Raw genomic sequence first — 14907 nt, 5'->3', positions numbered from 1 at the left:
GGTGTTCGCTTATTCAGGCTTGGCTCGGTTCGAAAGGCGCGGCAGCAGCAGATCCTTGAGGTCGGTCAGCTTGCCATGGAAGAAGTGTCCGCATTCTGCCACTTTCAGCAGCTCATGGGGGCGTGACAGGCTGTCGGACCAATCGTAAACCAGCGCCGGTGAAACGACCTCGTCGGCATCGGGTTGCACCAGGGTCACCGGGCACTGCTGCGGCACGGGGAATTGCTCGCTCAGGCGCATGACGGCCGGGGCGATCATGAACAGATGCTGCAAGGCAGTGCCTTCGGCTTCCAGGCGGCCAGCCAGGGCGGTCGCCACGAAGCCGCCGAAGGAAAAGCCCATCAACACCAAGGGCAGCCCGGGATGCGCCGCCTGCAGCCAGGCGGCCGCGGCCTGGGCGTCAGCCACCTCGCCTTCACCCATGTCATGGCTGCCGGCGCTTTGCCCAACGCCGCGGTAGTTGAAACGCAGGGTCACGTACCCGGCGTCCCGGGCCGTGCGTTGCAATGTCGAAACCACCTTGTTGAGCATGGTGCCGCCCTGGACCGGGTTGGGATGACAGATCAGCACGGCGCCACGGGCGTCTGCCACGTCCAGGTAGAGGGCTTCGAGCGGGCCACTGGGGCCGTCGATGAACAGAGGGGTTTCGCGGACAAGCAAGGCACTACTCCGTGACCTTGGGGGAGGTCGATTCGTCTAGGTGAGGAATTCTGTTCTGATTTGCGATCGCTCGCGGTATACAGCGCAGGTCTGAGCCGTTAACGTAAAGCAAAGCCGTTTATAGAGGAAGGACTCGTGGAACTCTCGCTCCTTGTTTGGTTGTTGCCTACCCTGGCCCTGGTCATCGGTGTGGTCGTCGGTTTCGTCGTGGCGCGCCTGTTGCCCAACGCTGCGCCCAGCAGCAGCCAGCGCCAGCTCGATGACATCCAACAGCGTTTCGACAGCTACCAGAACCAGGTGGTGACGCACTTCAACAGCACCGCCGTACTGGTCAAAAAGCTCAATCAGAGCTATCAGGATGTTCAAGATCACCTGGCCGATGGCGCCAACAACCTGGCCCTGGACGAAGTGACGCGTCAACGCCTGCTGGCAGCGCTGCACTCGGAAAGCTCCCACGGCCCGCACAGTCGCCTGACGCCGCCCAGGGATACCGCCGAAGTGCCGCGCGATTACGCGCCGAAAACGCCCAACTCGCCGGGCATGCTCGACGAGAGCTATGGTCTGAAGCACTGACATTGAAAAAGGCCTCGAAAGAGGCCTTTTTCAATGCACGATCAACATCGACCAAGCGCCCCCTGCAAGGGCGGGGAACGCCCTTCAGGTCAAGGCTTGCGCCAGGAATGACCGCCCTCATCGTCATCTCCGCCAGCATGGCGAATGATCAGATCGAGTGGGTATGCAGATACTTTCATGGTGACGCTCCTCTTGGATACGCTGGCTCTTTCGCCAGCACCGCCAGAATGCCCTCGCCCAGTCTGGACAAGGCATCGGGTAGCGCTTCCTCGCACCTCATGAGCAGGCGCGCAACGCCTGTTGCACGTCTGCCAGCAGGTCTTCAATGTCCTCAAGCCCGACTGACAAACGCACAAGCCCCTCGGAGATACCGTGCTGCACCCGCTCTTCGGGCGTGTAGCTAGAATGGGTCATGCTTGCCGGGTGCTGGGCCAACGACTCGGCATCACCCAGGCTCACGGCGCGTGCGAACAGGCCCAGCGCATTCATGAAGCGGCGTCCAGCATCAAGGCCGCCCTTGAGCTCGAAAGCGATCATGCCGCCGGGTAGGCGCATTTGCCGCTTGGCCAAGTCGTGTTGTGCGAACGTCGGCAAGCCTGGGTAGTGGATCAGCTCCACCTGCGGCTGACGCGACAGGTACTCGGCGACCTGCCGGGCGTTTTCGCAATGCCGGTCCATGCGCAGGGCCAGGGTCTTTATTCCGCGCATCAGCAGCATGGCGTCCTGAGGCGACAGCACCGCCCCTGTCATGTCCTTGAGCCCCTGCAGACGAATCCGATCGATCAGCGCCTGACGGCCCACCACCAAGCCGGCGGTGATATCGCCATGGCCGCTGAGGTACTTGGTGGCCGAATGCACGACCAGATCAGCGCCCAGTTCCAGCGGCCTTTGCAGGTAAGGCGTGCAGTAGGTGTTGTCGACCACCACCAGCACATCACGGCCGCGTACCGCTTCGGCCACGGCGGCAATATCGACCAGCCGCATGGTCGGGTTGGCGGGGGTCTCGAAGTAGATCATGCGCGTCTTGTCACTGAGCGCGGCGCGCAGTGCGTCGGTATCGTTGAGGTCGACGTGGCGGATCGTCACGCCAAACGCCCCGATGCCGTGGTGCATGAAGGCAAAGGTGCATCCATACACGGTCCGCCCGACGATCAACTCATCGTCCGGGCGCAGCAGGGTCCAGAGCGTGGAGGTGATGGCGCCCATCCCCGATGCCAGCGCAAGGCCCGCCTCCCCGCCCTCAAGCGACGCCATGCGCGCTTCGAGCACATTCAGCGTGGGGTTGGAGATACGGCTGTAGAAATGCCCGGCCTGTTCACCGGCAAAGCACGCCGCGCCGTATTCGACGGTTGGAAAGGCATAGGTAGCGGTTTGGTAGATCGGCGGTACCAGTGCGCCGCCGTGCGCGAGCGGGTCGTAACCGTGATGGATGGCACGCGTTGAAAAACCGTTGTCGTGACGGGAGTCGCGCATGGCAACAGCCTCTTGTTGGTTTGATCTAAGCTTATGCCAGGGCAACCCCAGAATTTTTCCAAAATGACCAAGCCAGCATCGCTGTTTTGGAACAAAAACAATAAATGTGAGTACTTGAGGGCAAAGCATGCCTGCACCCTTGGACCGCATCGACCGCGCACTGCTCGCGGCCTTGCAGAATAACGCTCGCCTCACCGTCGCCGAGCTCGCCGACAGGGTATCGCTGACCACTTCGCCCTGCTGGCGCAGGATTAAGCTGCTGGAAGAGAACGGCTATATCACCGGCTATCAGGCCATGCTTTCCTCCAAATCGCTAGGGTTCGGGGTAACTGCCTTCGTCAGCATCATGATGGATTCCCATACCAAACCGATGGCGCTGGCGTTCGAGCAGCGACTGATGGAGATACCCGAGATTGTCGCCTGCCATAACATTTCCGGGCGGTACGATTTTCTGCTGGAAATCGTGGCCAGGGACTTGGAGGCCTTCGGAGAATTTGCCCGTGAGGTGCTTCAGCGTCTGCCGGGAGTGAAGGAGATCTATTCGAGTTTTTCCTATAAGGCGGTGAAGGAAAGACGCGTGGTTCCGGTATGGGAGAACCATCGCTAGATACGCCCTTCCATCGCGAGGGAAGTGTCTTACGGATTGATTACCCGGCAGCCGATATCTGCGAAGGTTGCCTTACGAAAAGCTGGCCATGTAGAGATCAGGAGCTGACTACATGGCCAAAAACAACCCCGTTGTACTTGAACCCACTTACGTACACCCCCCGCTGTACTTGACCGAGGCACTTTGGATCAGCGACACCGCCCCGGACCGGATGCCACTGGCCCCAATCAGCGGAGGCGGTGGATTCGGCTTCGGTGGCTGGGGCTTGGATGCAGGGCGCCCACGTGGCACCAGCCCACCTCGTGTAATAGACACACACGAACTAGCCCCCAGCCGCGTGCTCGATATCGAGCGCAAGGGCATCGAGCAGGACCATGATGCCAAGTATGCCGCCTCCATTCAGGCATTGCCCGCGCAAATAGCACAGCAGAGATCGAGCATAACCGAGGCCGCAAGCGCCTCAGCAACCACCACGCTCGGCCAGTTGAAGGAGGAACAAAGACGGCTTACGGAACTGATAAGCGACACGCGTAGGGGCTACTTGCAGGACTTGCCGGATGCTGTGAGCTTCTACGGGGCACCCTCTTTCTACAAGCGCACGGACTCGATGATGACCCGGATCTATGACCCGGGTGTCTTTACAGAAAAAGGGGAGGCGTTCGCCAACGAACTGTACTCACGGCTGAACAGGTCTGCCGATGGCTCTTACAGGTTGCACCTCAAAGCGAGCGCACTGGCAGTGCATGCGGCGGATCTTGCGCCACTGGCTGCCGCGCTGGATCGTATCGAGCTTGAAGAGCCCGGCATCGACCTGCCTGAAGTTGTGACCAGAAGGCTTGGCCAGATCCACGTGGAAAGAGCCATCCAATTCGACGGCCTGCCAAGTTTTCTCCAGCACGAAATAGTCAGTACCGTTGGACTGGAAGGGCAGCAACTGACCGACAACCTCGCCGCGCACCTTGCCGCCGCGCACGCGTTGATCGCCGCCAAACGCCAGGCCATCCCCGCCTTTTCCTCATCCAACCCCAAGATCACAAGCCCGCTGTCCAAGCCGCAAACAGAAGCTTTGCAGCACCTTGTAGATGAACAACGCAACCGTCGGGCCGGCCCGTTGTGGAAAGACTACCACCTGGCAATGTCGCTCACCGAATCCATACGGTTTCTGGAGCGTTACGCAAGCGCTACTCAGAACCTGCTTGAACGTACCCAGGTTGCAGAGCAGCTGTTGGCAAGACATGCAATCGAACAAAGCGCTCTGCTTGAGGCACAAGCCGCTGCGGCGCAAGCAGCTCGTCAGCAGGCCGCTGCAGACCAAGCTGCTCAGCAGCAGGCCGAAGCGGAAGCAGCCAGGCGAAAAGCTCAGGCAGATCTCCGGGCGAAGGAGCAAGCCTTCATACACAAGTGGGTTCCTGGGGAGCTTCAGGCAATTGAACGCCCCAGGGAAGAGCGACTGGCAAAAAAGGCCCAACGAAAGGCCCTAGCAGAACGCAAAGCCAGAGAGGCAGCTGAAAAAGCCGAAATGCTCCGCTTGCGCAGGGAGCAGGCTCAGCAGGCCAAGGAGGCAGCAAGGGCCGCCAGAGCAGCCCAGCGGGTTGAAGCTGAACGTAAGGTCAAGGAAGCGCTGGCAGAGCGACAGGCAAAAAAAGCTGCGCGAAAACTTGCAGCTGAACGCCGTGCAGACAAAGCCAGGCAGCAGGCCGAGGCGATGCGCAAGCAGCAGGAAGAACGCGTGCGCCGAACATATGCTTACCCCGCCCGCGATGCTGCTTCGTTGCCATTGGTACTGCCGATCGGGTCAGCCTCGTTCGGCAACCTGTCAACCGCATATGCAGGCCTGCAAGCCGCAATACGCACAGCGATAGCCAGTGTTTTGGCCACCGGCACCACGGCGCTTGTCGCGACCATGTCTCTGGCATGGCCATCCAATCTGGGCAACAGCGACCGGCAATACCTGATCGGTATCCCGCTGAGAGATTTGGTGCCGCCAGAGGGTCCAGACCTAGAAGCGCTTTCCTTGTCATTACCGCAACTGGACCTTCCGTACCTGCTATCGGGCAGCGAAGAAGGTACTGACCTCAAGTTGCACATAACAGCTGGTCGCGCTTCGGTCCCTGTCCGCGCCGCCAGATGGGATAGCGCACGAGGTGTCTACATCGTGGCGCTGGAGAACCCGCAGCGCACCTTGACCTGGACGCCGGCTAGTCCACCGGGGGCTGAGTTGGGCGGCCCCACCGGTTTACCACAGGTACCAGAAGGGATCATTGTGTACACAGGGTCCAGCCTGAACCCTGTTACCCCCGAAGCGGAAAGCTATCCCGCCTTGGACTTGCTGGACCAGGAACGGCTGATTGTCACGTTCCCCGCGGATTCAGGGCTGCCGCCTCTGTTGGTAGTGCTGAAAAGTCCGAGGTATGAGTCGGGTACATCTGTGGGAACAGGTGCCGTCCCCTCCGAAACCTGGCGCCAGGATGCGAGACGCCCGGAAGGTGCTCCCGTCCCGGCTCAGATCGCGGATAAACTCAGAGGTAGGGAGTTCAAGAGTTTCGATGCTTTTAGAAGACGGTTTTGGAAGGAGATAGCTAACGACCCAGATTTGTCTAAACACTTCAGCCCTCAAGAACTTCGCCGAATGAGAAAGCACGGCTATTCACCCAGGGTGGATAAGCAAGATGAATACAAAAGCAAGCGATCTTATGAGTTACACCATGTGATCCCCATTAGTCAAAATGGTGGCGTATACGACATGAACAATATAGTCATTCTGACACCTCTCATTCATAACAGCATTCATTATGGGAAAAGGCCATGATCTTAAAAGGCAGTTATCGCGATTATACCGAACAGGAATTCCTTGACTTCTTACTCGAGATAAACCGTGCGATCGAAGATGAGCCAGACCGTATACTCGACCCACTACTTGAGCACTTTGAACGCATTACCGAGCATCCCAGTGGTAGCGACTTATTCTTCAGGCCTGTTGGGAGCAATACCGGAGCACCTGGCGAAGTATTGGAAATTGTCAAGGCTTGGCGATTAGCCAATGAAAAAGAAAGCTTCAAAACTCCTTGAAGCCATAAGGCTCTGGACAACCAGGGCCTATCAACCACCATCCCAAACCCCAGAAAAAATCCTACGGTTCGGCGTTCACCTACATTCAGTCAGCCCCGGAAAGCATTCCCCCCCGCGCGATATTATGAATACTACTCGCGCACTATCCGCGCCAGTCGAAAAACACTATTGCCTTTACAGCGAGTCATGAATGAACACACACCTGCCAGAACAGATCAAGACCAAACTCCGTGGCCAACAGTTTGAAACATTTGCCGATTTCAAGTCCGCCTTGTGGAGCACCTATGCCAACGACGCGACCTTTTCAAAACAGTTCGGGACTTACCAATTGAATCCTATGAAAGAGGGTTGGCCGCCCCGTGCGCCGTTTCATCAAACCCTTGAGGGTTCAAGATCCTACGAACTTTGCAACCACGGCCCTGAAGCGAAATGCCATGATCTCAATTAAAGGTGTTGCGGCCGCGCCACGCCAGTGGAGCAACTCCCGCCCAAACGCCTGGTCGACTACACCGCAGCCGACTTCCTGACGCTGATCCAAACGATAATGTCCGCCACTGGAACGACAGCATACCAAGACGCGCAGCTCGAACATTTCCATCGAGGCTGTAGACCATCCCGACGGTTCAGACCTGATCTACCCCCTTGATCCCGCCTATGAGCGAACCGCTGAGCAGGTGCTGGCAACCCTTGTAGCCTGGCGCACTTCCAACCAACTCCCGGTGTTCACCGACTTGCGGTGACCAAAGCCTGCGCTCGAGCACCTAGTGTGGCGCCCATCCCGGCGTTCCCCGCCCTGCTGACTGCGAGGATTCCGTACCCCTGCGAACGCGTCCTTCCATCCACTACGTCTGCGAAGCTTGTTCGAACAGCCGGGACAAACGGCCACCTGCTGCGCGATAAAGGCGATTTCTGATCGGCCAGCCCGGCCAGCCGGGTTTGAAATCGGGTTGCTGTTGAGCGTTGAGTGGTGGCCGGTTCGAATGGGAATACCAAGGGCGCTGGTGGCGCTTCGTCGAGCAACCTCAGTGGCCGCTGGAAGCCTATCGGCGCCAAGCGAGCATGGGAAAATGGGATGAAAACGTGAGTGATTGCCGTCAAGAAATCGTGTTCATCGGCCAGCGGCTGGACGTTGATGCGCTGAAGTCGGCGCTGAATGGATGTTTGCTGAGCGAGGAGGCGATATTGGCGGGGCCCAAGCGTTGGGTGCAGATGGAAGGTGGCGAGCTTGCGCTCGCTCCTGCAGGAAAGTAAAACCCGTAGGAGCGAGCGTAGCTCGCAATAAAGCCTAAGCGTCAAACGCCGTCAGATCGCCCCACGCTGCCTCAACACATCCAGCACGAGCTTGACCCCTTCTTCCACGCTGGTGGCCTGGGTATCGATGACCAGATCGGCGTCCAGCGGTACATCGAACGGGAAGCTTTCGCCTGGAATGTTGTCACCTTCGGCTGCATACAGGCCCTGCGGATCGCGTTCGCGGCAGACCAGTGGCGAGGCCTGGACGTAGACGGTCACCAGGCGGTCCTTGCCGATCAGCGCCTTGGCTTGCTCACGGCCTTCGGCATCCGGGGCCACGAACGCGGCCAGGGTCAGCAAGCCGGCTTCGTTGAACTGGCGCGCCACATGGGCGGCGCGGCGCCAGTTCTCGGTACGGCCAGCGCGATCCTGTGGCAGGCCCTTGTTCAGGTCATGGCGCAGGTTCTGCCCGTCGAGTACGTAAACGGCGCGGCCCATGTCGAACAGCTTGCGCTCCACCGCGTAGGCCAAGGTGCTCTTGCCGGCGCCGGACAGGCCGCTGAACAGCACGGTTGCCGGTTGCTGGCCAAAGCGCAGGGCGCGCTCTTCGGTCGAGACATGCGCCGACTTGCCATGCTGCCCGGCGCTGCCATGGGGCAGTACGGGCTGGGCGATGATCATGCCGGCGCCCACGGTGCCGTTGGTCAGGCGGTCGATGACGATGAACGCACCGGTGGTGCGGTTGCTCTCGTAACCGTCCAGCGCAATGGCACTGTCCAGGGACACCTTGACGCGACCGATTTCGTTCAGTTGCAAGGCGCTGGCAGCGCCCTTCTCCAGGGTATTGACGTCCACCTTGTGGGTGATGCTGGCAATCGAACCCGGCACGTAGCTGGTCGCACGCTTGATGTCGTACTTCTTGCCCGGCAGCATCGGCTCTTCGGCCATCCACACCAGCATGGCTTCGAACTGGTCGGTCACAGGCGGCACATTGTCGGCATGCACCAGCAGGTCGCCACGGGAGATGTCGATCTCGTCTTCCATGGTCAGGGTCACGGCCTGGCCCGGGCCTGCGCTTTCCAGCTCGCCTTCGTAGGTAACGATGGACTTCACCCGGCTGCTCTTGCCCGACGGCAGCACGACGACTTCATCGCCCTTGTGCACCACGCCGCTGGCCAGGGTGCCTGCGAAACCACGGAAGTTCAGGTTGGGGCGGTTGACGTACTGCACCGGGAAACGCAGGTCGGTGAAGTTGCGGTCGGCCGCCACTTCCACGGTTTCCAGGATTTCCATCAGGGTCGGGCCGGTGTACCACGGCGACTGTTCGCTGTGGTTGACCACGTTGTCACCCTTGAGCGCGGACATCGGCACGAAGTGCAGGCTGCTCGGCGTCAGGTTGATGGCTTCGGCGAATGCCAGGTAGTCGGCCTTGATCGACTCGAAGACACCTTCATCGAAGCCCTTGAGGTCCATCTTATTGACGGCGACCACGATGTGCTTGATGCCCAGCAACGAGGCGATGTAGCTGTGGCGGCGGGTCTGGGTCTGCACACCGTAGCGCGCATCGACCAGGATGATGGCCAGGTCGCAGGTGGACGCGCCGGTCGCCATGTTGCGGGTGTACTGCTCGTGGCCCGGGGTGTCGGCGATAATGAACTTGCGTTTGGCCGTGGAGAAGTAGCGGTAGGCCACGTCGATGGTGATGCCCTGCTCGCGCTCGGCCTGCAGGCCATCGACCAGCAGCGCCAGGTCCACTTCCTCGCCCGTGGTGCCGGACTTCTTCGAATCACGGGTGATGGCTTCGAGGTGGTCCTCGTAGATCATCTTCGAGTCATGCAGCAGGCGCCCGATCAAGGTGCTCTTGCCGTCGTCCACGTTACCGCAGGTCAGGAAACGCAGCAGTTCTTTGCGCTCGTGCTGAGCCAGATAAGCGAGGATGTCTTCGCTGATCAAATCGGATTGGTGACTCATCTCATTCAAGCTCCAAGCTGTCAGCTTCAAGCGGCAAGCTTGTCGGCGTACAACTAGTTAGAAATTAGGTTGATCAACCCACTTGGCATTCTGGAGCGCTCGCGGGCCATGCAGGCGGCAATCCACAAGGTTCGAACGCAGCGCGTTCGACTGCTCTTGCAGCTTGCCGCTTGAAGCTTAGAAATAGCCCTGGCGTTTCTTGTCTTCCATGGACCCGGCGCCGTCGTGATCGATGACCCGGCCCTGGCGCTCGGAAGTGCGCGTCAGGAGCATTTCCTGAATGATGTCGGTGAGCGTCTCGGCTTCGGACTCCACGGCGCCCGTCAACGGGTAGCAGCCCAGGGTACGGAAACGCACCTTTTTCTTGACGATACGGGCTTTCTCTTCCTCGGACAGGTGCTCGAGGATGCGCTCGTCGTCGATCATGATCAGGGTGCCATTCTTCTCGATGACTTCGCGCTCGGCGGCGAAGTACAGCGGCACGATCGGGATGCCTTCAAGGTAGATGTACTGCCAGATGTCCAGCTCGGTCCAGTTCGACAGAGGGAACACACGAATGGACTCGCCCTTGTTGACCTTGCCGTTGTAGACGTTCCACAGCTCAGGGCGCTGGTTCTTCGGGTCCCAGCGGTGCTTGCTGTCACGGAAGGAGTACACGCGTTCCTTGGCTCGCGACTTTTCTTCGTCGCGGCGGGCGCCACCGAAAGCGGCATCGAAGCCATGCTTGTCCAGTGCCTGCTTGAGGCCCTGGGTCTTCATGATGTCGGTGTGCTTGGCGCTGCCATGGGTGAACGGGTTGATGCCCTGCGCCACACCCTCTGGGTTGACGTGGGTGATCAGGTCGAGCCCCATTTCCTCGACCATCTTGTCGCGGAAGCGGTACATCTCCTGGAATTTCCACTGGGTGTCGACGTGCATCACCGGGAACGGCGGCTTGCCCGGGAAGAAAGCCTTGCGCGCCAGGTGCAGCATCACGGCGGAATCCTTGCCGATCGAGTACAGCATGACCGGGTTGTCGAACTCGGCGGCCACCTCGCGGATGATATGGATGCTTTCCGCCTCCAGCTGTTTCAAGTGCGTCAGTTTGTCGACCATGGCTACTCACGAAAAACGATCTTATGGACGGCCAGCGGGCCGTGTTCGAGCGAGCCACTCTATCACAGCAGATGATTCTATTTAGACGCCTGGATAGATCGAAAGCGTCTAACCATATGACTGCGGGTTTGGGCTGCGGGTTGGCGCTCAAGCCCGCTGATCCATCATCTGGCCTGCGCCGACAGGCCGGTCAGATCGGATTGGGGCAATCGATGAACAGGTGCTCCACGGCAAAACGCCGTGCCAGGTAATCGCCCAATGCCTGCACCCCGTAACGCTCGGTCGCATGGTGTCCTGCGGCGATGAAGCTCACGCCGTTTTCGCGGGCGCTGTGGTAGGTCTGTTCCGACGCTTCGCCGGTCAGGTACAAGTCCACCCCGGCGGCGATCGCGGTGTCGATGTAGCCCTGCCCGCCGCCGGTGCACCACCCTACACGACGAACGACCCTGTCTTCTTCGACCAGCAATGGCTCACGCCCCAGCACATCCTGCACGCGTCGGGCGAAATCGCGGGCAGTCATGGGTTGGGCCAGCGACCCGACCAGCCCGACTACCTTGGGGTTGTCTGGATCCAGCGGGCCCTCGACGGTGATCTGAAGCTGTTGCGCCAGCTGCACGTTGTTGCCCACTTCCGGGTGGACGTCGAGCGGCAGGTGAAAGGCCAGCAGGCTGATGTCGTTGTTCAGCAGGGTTTTCAGGCGTCGCTGGCGAATGCCGGTGATGCAGGGGTTTTCCCCCTTCCAGAAATAACCATGGTGCACCAGCACGAGATCGGCTTGAGCCTCTACGGCCGCATCGAGCAAGGCCTGGCTGGCGGTCACGCCCGTGACGATGCGCCCGACCTGCGGCCGGCCTTCGACCTGCAAGCCATTGGGGCAATAGTCCTGGATCCTGCTGCTGCCCAGGTAGCGCTCGGCTTCTTCGACCAATGTACTCAGCGCGACGGCCATGGGAAATCTCCTCGAAAAAACTGGGTGCCTGCCAGGCGCAAGGCCTGGCGAAGGTCCGTATAATGCCGGCCATTATGGGCCGTCGTCGGCACTGGGGGAACCGGTGTATGATCGCGCGCCCACGCTCCAATGCGCGGCCCCAGGCCCCGGCTCTTTCCAGGATTCGTTCATGTTCAAGGCTCTGCGTTACTTTGGCTGGCCCCTGCTCACTGGCGTGCTCATCGCCGCCCTGATCATCCAACGCTTTCCGGAGTGGGTCGGCTTGCCCAGCCAGGATGTCAACCTGCAACAGGCGCCCCAGTCCACACAGGTGGTGCAGGGCCCGGTCTCCTATGCCGATGCCGTCACCCTGGCCGCGCCTGCGGTGGCCAACCTGTACACCACCAAGGTGGTGAACAAGAGCTCGCACCCGCTGTTCGAAGACCCGCAGTTCCGCCGGTTCTTCGGCGACAACCTGCCCAAGCAGCGCCGCTGGGAGTCCAGCCTGGGCTCGGCGGTGATCATGAGCCCCGAGGGCTATCTGCTGACCAACAACCACGTGACCAGCGGCGCCGACCAGATCGTCGTGGCGCTCAAGGATGGCCGGGAAACCTTGGCCAGGGTGATCGGCAGCGACCCGGAGACAGACCTGGCGGTGCTCAAGATCGACCTGAAGAAACTGCCGGCCATCACCATCGGGCGCTCCGACACCATTCGCATCGGCGACGTGTCGCTGGCGATCGGCAACCCGTTCGGCGTCGGCCAGACCGTGACCATGGGTATCATCAGCGCCACCGGCCGTAACCAGCTGGGCCTGAACAACTACGAAGATTTCATCCAGACCGACGCGGCGATCAACCCGGGCAATTCGGGCGGCGCCCTGGTGGATGCCAACGGCAACCTGATCGGCATCAACACCGCCATCTTCTCCAAGTCGGGTGGCTCGCAAGGCATCGGCTTTGCTATTCCAGTAAAGCTGGCCCTTGAGGTGATGAAGTCGATCGTCGAGCACGGTCAGGTCATCCGGGGCTGGCTGGGTATCGAAGTTCAGCCGCTCAGCACAGAGCTTGCCGAGTCGTTCGGCATGAAGGACCGGCCAGGCATCGTGGTGGCGGGCATTTTCCGCGAAGGCCCGGCGGCCAAGGCCGGCCTGCAGTTAGGGGATGTGATCCTGAGCATTAACGGCGAGCCGGCGGGCGATGGCCGCCGGTCGATGAACCAGGTGGCGCGCATCAAGCCCAACGAAAAGATCACCATCGAGGTGATGCGCAACGGTCAGCAGCTCAAGCTGATCGCCGAGGTAGGCCTGCGGCCACCGCCAGCGCCGGTGGCCAAGCAGGAAGAAAAGTAACGCAAGTGCCCAACATGTGGGCGCTTGCGATTGGCCTGCGGCGCTACGCAGGCCATTCGCCCCTCTACTGCATCAGTGCAGAATCTGACTGAGGAACAAGCGCGTGCGGTCACTCTGTGGCCGGTCGAAGAAATCGTCCGGTGACGCCTGCTCGACGATCTCGCCCTTGTCCATGAAGATCACCCGATTCGCCACGGTGCGGGCAAAGCCCATTTCGTGGGTCACGCACAGCATGGTCATGCCATCTTCGGCCAGGCCAACCATGGTATCGAGCACTTCCTTGACCATTTCCGGGTCCAGCGCCGAGGTCGGCTCATCGAACAGCATGATTTTGGGCTTCATGCACAACGCCCGGGCGATGGCCACGCGCTGCTGCTGACCGCCAGACAACTGCCCGGGGTACTTGTGCGCCTGCTCGGGGATACGCACTCGCTCCAGGTAGTGCATGGCGATTTCCTCGGCCTTGCGCTTGGGCATCTTGCGCACCCACATGGGCGCCAGGGTGCAGTTTTCCAGGATGGTCAGGTGCGGAAACAGGTTGAAGTGCTGGAACACCATGCCCACTTCGCGGCGGATGGCCTCGATCTGCTTGAGGTCGTTGGTCAGTTCCACACCGTCGACCACGATCCGCCCCTGCTGGTGTTCCTCCAGACGGTTCAGGCAACGGATGGTGGTGGACTTGCCCGAACCCGAGGGCCCGCACAGCACGATGCGCTCGCCCTGGCGAACATTGAGATTGATGTCCTTGAGCACATGAAACTGGCCATACCACTTGTTCACGCCCTGCATCTGGATGATGCCTTCGGGGCCGGCAGGCTGCTTGATCGCTTCACTCATTTCGAAACTCCTAACGCTTGTGGCCAGTGTCCAGCTTGCGCTCCAGGTGCATGGAGTAGCGGGACATACCGAAACAGAAAATCCAGAAAACCAAGGCGGCGAACACATAGCCTTCGGTGGCCATGCCCAGCCAGGCCGGGTCGGCGGCAGCTTGCTTGACGCTGTTGAGCAGGTCGAACAGGCCGATGATGATCACCAGGCTGGTGTCCTTGAACAGGGCGATGAAGGTATTGACGATGCCGGGGATGACCAGCTTGAGCGCCTGGGGCAGGATCACCAGCCCCATCGAGCGCCAGTAGCCCAGCCCCATGGCGGCGGCGGCTTCGTACTGCCCCTTGGGGATGGCTTGCAGGCCGCCACGTACCACTTCGGCGATGTATGCCGACTGGAACAGGATCACCCCGATCATGGCCCGCAGCAGCTTGTCGAAGCTCATGCCCTCGGGCAGGAACAACGGCAGCATCACCGACGACATGAACAACACCGTGATCAGTGGCACGCCCCGCCAGAACTCGATGAAGGTCACGCACACCACTTTCACCGCCGGCATGCGCGAGCGCCGCCCCAGCGCCAGTAAGATCCCCAGGGGCAAGGCCCCGACGATGCCCACGGTGGCAATCACCAGCGTCAGCATCAGGCCGCCCCATTGGCTGGTCGGTACCGTCTCCAGGCCAAACAGCCCGCCGTGCAGCAGGGTGTAGGCCACCAGCGGGTACAGCACCAGGAACCCCAGCCCGTAGACCGCCTTGCGCGGGAAGCTGCGGATGAACAGCGGCGCTGCGCCCAGCACCGCCAGCCATACCGTCAGGTCCACCCGCCAGCGCAACTCGGAGGGGTAGTAGCCATACATGAACTGGCCGAAACGCTGCTGGATGAACACCCAGCAGGCGCCCTCCTTGGTGCAGTCGGCACGGGTGGTGCCCACCCAGTTCGCATCGATCAACGCCCATTGCAGCAGCGGTGGCACGATCAGCCAGACCAGGTAGATGGCGAACAGGGTAAGCAGGGTATTGAGCCAGCTGGAGAACAGGTTGGCGCGCATCCAGGCGAGCACGCCGACGGTTTTCACCGGAGGCGGCATGTCAGGTTTGAAAACATGAGCATTCACAG

At 60.5% G+C, this 14907-nt stretch carries 14 protein-coding genes; 7 read left to right on the top strand and 7 right to left on the bottom strand.

The window, feature by feature from the left end; translation table 11 throughout:
- Positions 1 to 9: 9 nt before the first annotated feature.
- The gene (locus MOP87_RS03415) at positions 10 to 660 is read right to left on the bottom strand and encodes an alpha/beta fold hydrolase (protein ID WP_125921917.1); all 651 of its coding nucleotides are present in this window, start codon (positions 658 to 660) and stop codon (positions 10 to 12) included.
- A gap of 135 nt (positions 661 to 795) precedes the next feature.
- Here MOP87_RS03415 and MOP87_RS03410 point away from each other — a divergent pair, with 135 nt between their 5' ends.
- A complete protein-coding gene (locus MOP87_RS03410; protein ID WP_023534478.1) occupies positions 796 to 1233 on the top strand; it encodes a DUF1043 family protein in 438 nt (145 codons plus the stop codon).
- A gap of 276 nt (positions 1234 to 1509) precedes the next feature.
- Here the strand turns inward: MOP87_RS03410 and MOP87_RS03405 are convergent, their stop codons facing one another.
- Complete coding sequence (locus tag MOP87_RS03405; protein ID WP_242810130.1) at positions 1510 to 2706, bottom strand: methionine gamma-lyase; 1197 nt, start codon at positions 2704 to 2706, stop codon at positions 1510 to 1512.
- Positions 2707 to 2833: 127 nt separating this feature from the next.
- On the opposite strand from MOP87_RS03405, the gene MOP87_RS03400 reads away from it, so the two are divergent.
- From MOP87_RS03400 to MOP87_RS03380, 5 genes are all read left to right on the top strand, one after another.
- Positions 2834 to 3313, top strand: a complete 480-nt coding sequence (locus tag MOP87_RS03400) for an Lrp/AsnC family transcriptional regulator (protein WP_028687195.1) — start codon at positions 2834 to 2836, stop codon at positions 3311 to 3313.
- 112 nt (positions 3314 to 3425) lie between these two features.
- Positions 3426 to 6122, top strand: coding sequence for an S-type pyocin domain-containing protein (locus MOP87_RS03395; RefSeq protein WP_232097727.1), 2697 nt, complete (start codon positions 3426 to 3428; stop codon positions 6120 to 6122).
- Positions 6119 to 6382: a bacteriocin immunity protein gene (locus tag MOP87_RS03390; RefSeq protein ID WP_028687194.1), complete on the top strand. Its 264-nt coding sequence runs from the start codon at positions 6119 to 6121 to the stop codon at positions 6380 to 6382. Before MOP87_RS03395 ends, MOP87_RS03390 begins: the two co-directional genes overlap by 4 nt.
- A gap of 190 nt (positions 6383 to 6572) precedes the next feature.
- Positions 6573 to 6830: an S-type pyocin gene (locus MOP87_RS03385; RefSeq protein ID WP_104925867.1), complete on the top strand. Its 258-nt coding sequence runs from the start codon at positions 6573 to 6575 to the stop codon at positions 6828 to 6830.
- 512 nt (positions 6831 to 7342) lie between these two features.
- Positions 7343 to 7633, top strand: a complete 291-nt coding sequence (locus tag MOP87_RS03380; RefSeq protein ID WP_028687193.1) for a GTP-binding protein — start codon at positions 7343 to 7345, stop codon at positions 7631 to 7633.
- A gap of 51 nt (positions 7634 to 7684) precedes the next feature.
- Here the strand turns inward: MOP87_RS03380 and cysN are convergent, their stop codons facing one another.
- From cysN to MOP87_RS03365, 3 genes are all read right to left on the bottom strand, one after another.
- Positions 7685 to 9586 carry a sulfate adenylyltransferase subunit CysN gene (gene cysN / locus MOP87_RS03375; protein WP_027914462.1) on the bottom strand — a complete coding sequence of 634 codons (1902 nt, stop codon included), beginning with the start codon at positions 9584 to 9586 and terminating at the stop codon, positions 7685 to 7687.
- A 177-nt stretch (positions 9587 to 9763) separates the two neighbouring features.
- Positions 9764 to 10681, bottom strand: a complete 918-nt coding sequence (gene cysD / locus MOP87_RS03370; protein WP_242810129.1) for a sulfate adenylyltransferase subunit CysD — start codon at positions 10679 to 10681, stop codon at positions 9764 to 9766.
- Between the two features lie 190 nt (positions 10682 to 10871).
- Positions 10872 to 11630, bottom strand: a complete 759-nt coding sequence (locus MOP87_RS03365; protein WP_049696503.1) for a Nif3-like dinuclear metal center hexameric protein — start codon at positions 11628 to 11630, stop codon at positions 10872 to 10874.
- 169 nt (positions 11631 to 11799) lie between these two features.
- Between MOP87_RS03365 and algW the strand changes: the two genes are divergently transcribed.
- Entirely contained in the window at positions 11800 to 12960 is a 1161-nt protein-coding gene (gene algW / locus MOP87_RS03360; RefSeq protein WP_027914460.1) for a Do family serine endopeptidase AlgW, read from the top strand.
- Positions 12961 to 13032: 72 nt separating this feature from the next.
- Here algW and MOP87_RS03355 read toward each other — a convergent pair whose 3' ends face one another.
- Together MOP87_RS03355 and MOP87_RS03350 are read right to left on the bottom strand one after the other, a co-directional pair.
- Entirely contained in the window at positions 13033 to 13797 is a 765-nt protein-coding gene (locus MOP87_RS03355; RefSeq protein WP_027914459.1) for an amino acid ABC transporter ATP-binding protein, read from the bottom strand.
- 10 nt (positions 13798 to 13807) lie between these two features.
- Positions 13808 to 14905 carry an amino acid ABC transporter permease gene (locus tag MOP87_RS03350; protein ID WP_242810128.1) on the bottom strand — a complete coding sequence of 366 codons (1098 nt, stop codon included), beginning with the start codon at positions 14903 to 14905 and terminating at the stop codon, positions 13808 to 13810.
- Positions 14906 to 14907 lie beyond the last annotated feature (2 nt).

The organism is Pseudomonas sp. I3-I5 (assembly GCF_022699445.1).
GTDB lineage: Bacteria > Pseudomonadota > Gammaproteobacteria > Pseudomonadales > Pseudomonadaceae > Aquipseudomonas > Aquipseudomonas fulva.
Note: the sequence above shows the minus strand (reverse complement) of the source record. Positions and strands in the feature narration are given on the sequence as shown.

Excerpts from the sequence above, each read along its gene's own strand:
- MOP87_RS03405 (WP_242810130.1), bottom strand. The coding sequence starts at position 2,706 with ATGCGCGACTCCCGTCACGACAACGGTTTTTCAACGCGTGCCATCCAT.
- MOP87_RS03400 (WP_028687195.1), top strand. The coding sequence starts at position 2,834 with ATGCCTGCACCCTTGGACCGCATCGACCGCGCACTGCTCGCGGCCTTG.
- MOP87_RS03395 (WP_232097727.1), top strand. The coding sequence starts at position 3,426 with ATGGCCAAAAACAACCCCGTTGTACTTGAACCCACTTACGTACACCCC.
- MOP87_RS03390 (WP_028687194.1), top strand. The coding sequence starts at position 6,119 with ATGATCTTAAAAGGCAGTTATCGCGATTATACCGAACAGGAATTCCTT.
- MOP87_RS03385 (WP_104925867.1), top strand. The coding sequence starts at position 6,573 with ATGAACACACACCTGCCAGAACAGATCAAGACCAAACTCCGTGGCCAA.
- cysN (WP_027914462.1), bottom strand. The coding sequence starts at position 9,586 with ATGAGTCACCAATCCGATTTGATCAGCGAAGACATCCTCGCTTATCTG.
- cysD (WP_242810129.1), bottom strand. The coding sequence starts at position 10,681 with ATGGTCGACAAACTGACGCACTTGAAACAGCTGGAGGCGGAAAGCATC.
- MOP87_RS03365 (WP_049696503.1), bottom strand. The coding sequence starts at position 11,630 with ATGGCCGTCGCGCTGAGTACATTGGTCGAAGAAGCCGAGCGCTACCTG.
- algW (WP_027914460.1), top strand. The coding sequence starts at position 11,800 with ATGTTCAAGGCTCTGCGTTACTTTGGCTGGCCCCTGCTCACTGGCGTG.
- MOP87_RS03355 (WP_027914459.1), bottom strand. The coding sequence starts at position 13,797 with ATGAGTGAAGCGATCAAGCAGCCTGCCGGCCCCGAAGGCATCATCCAG.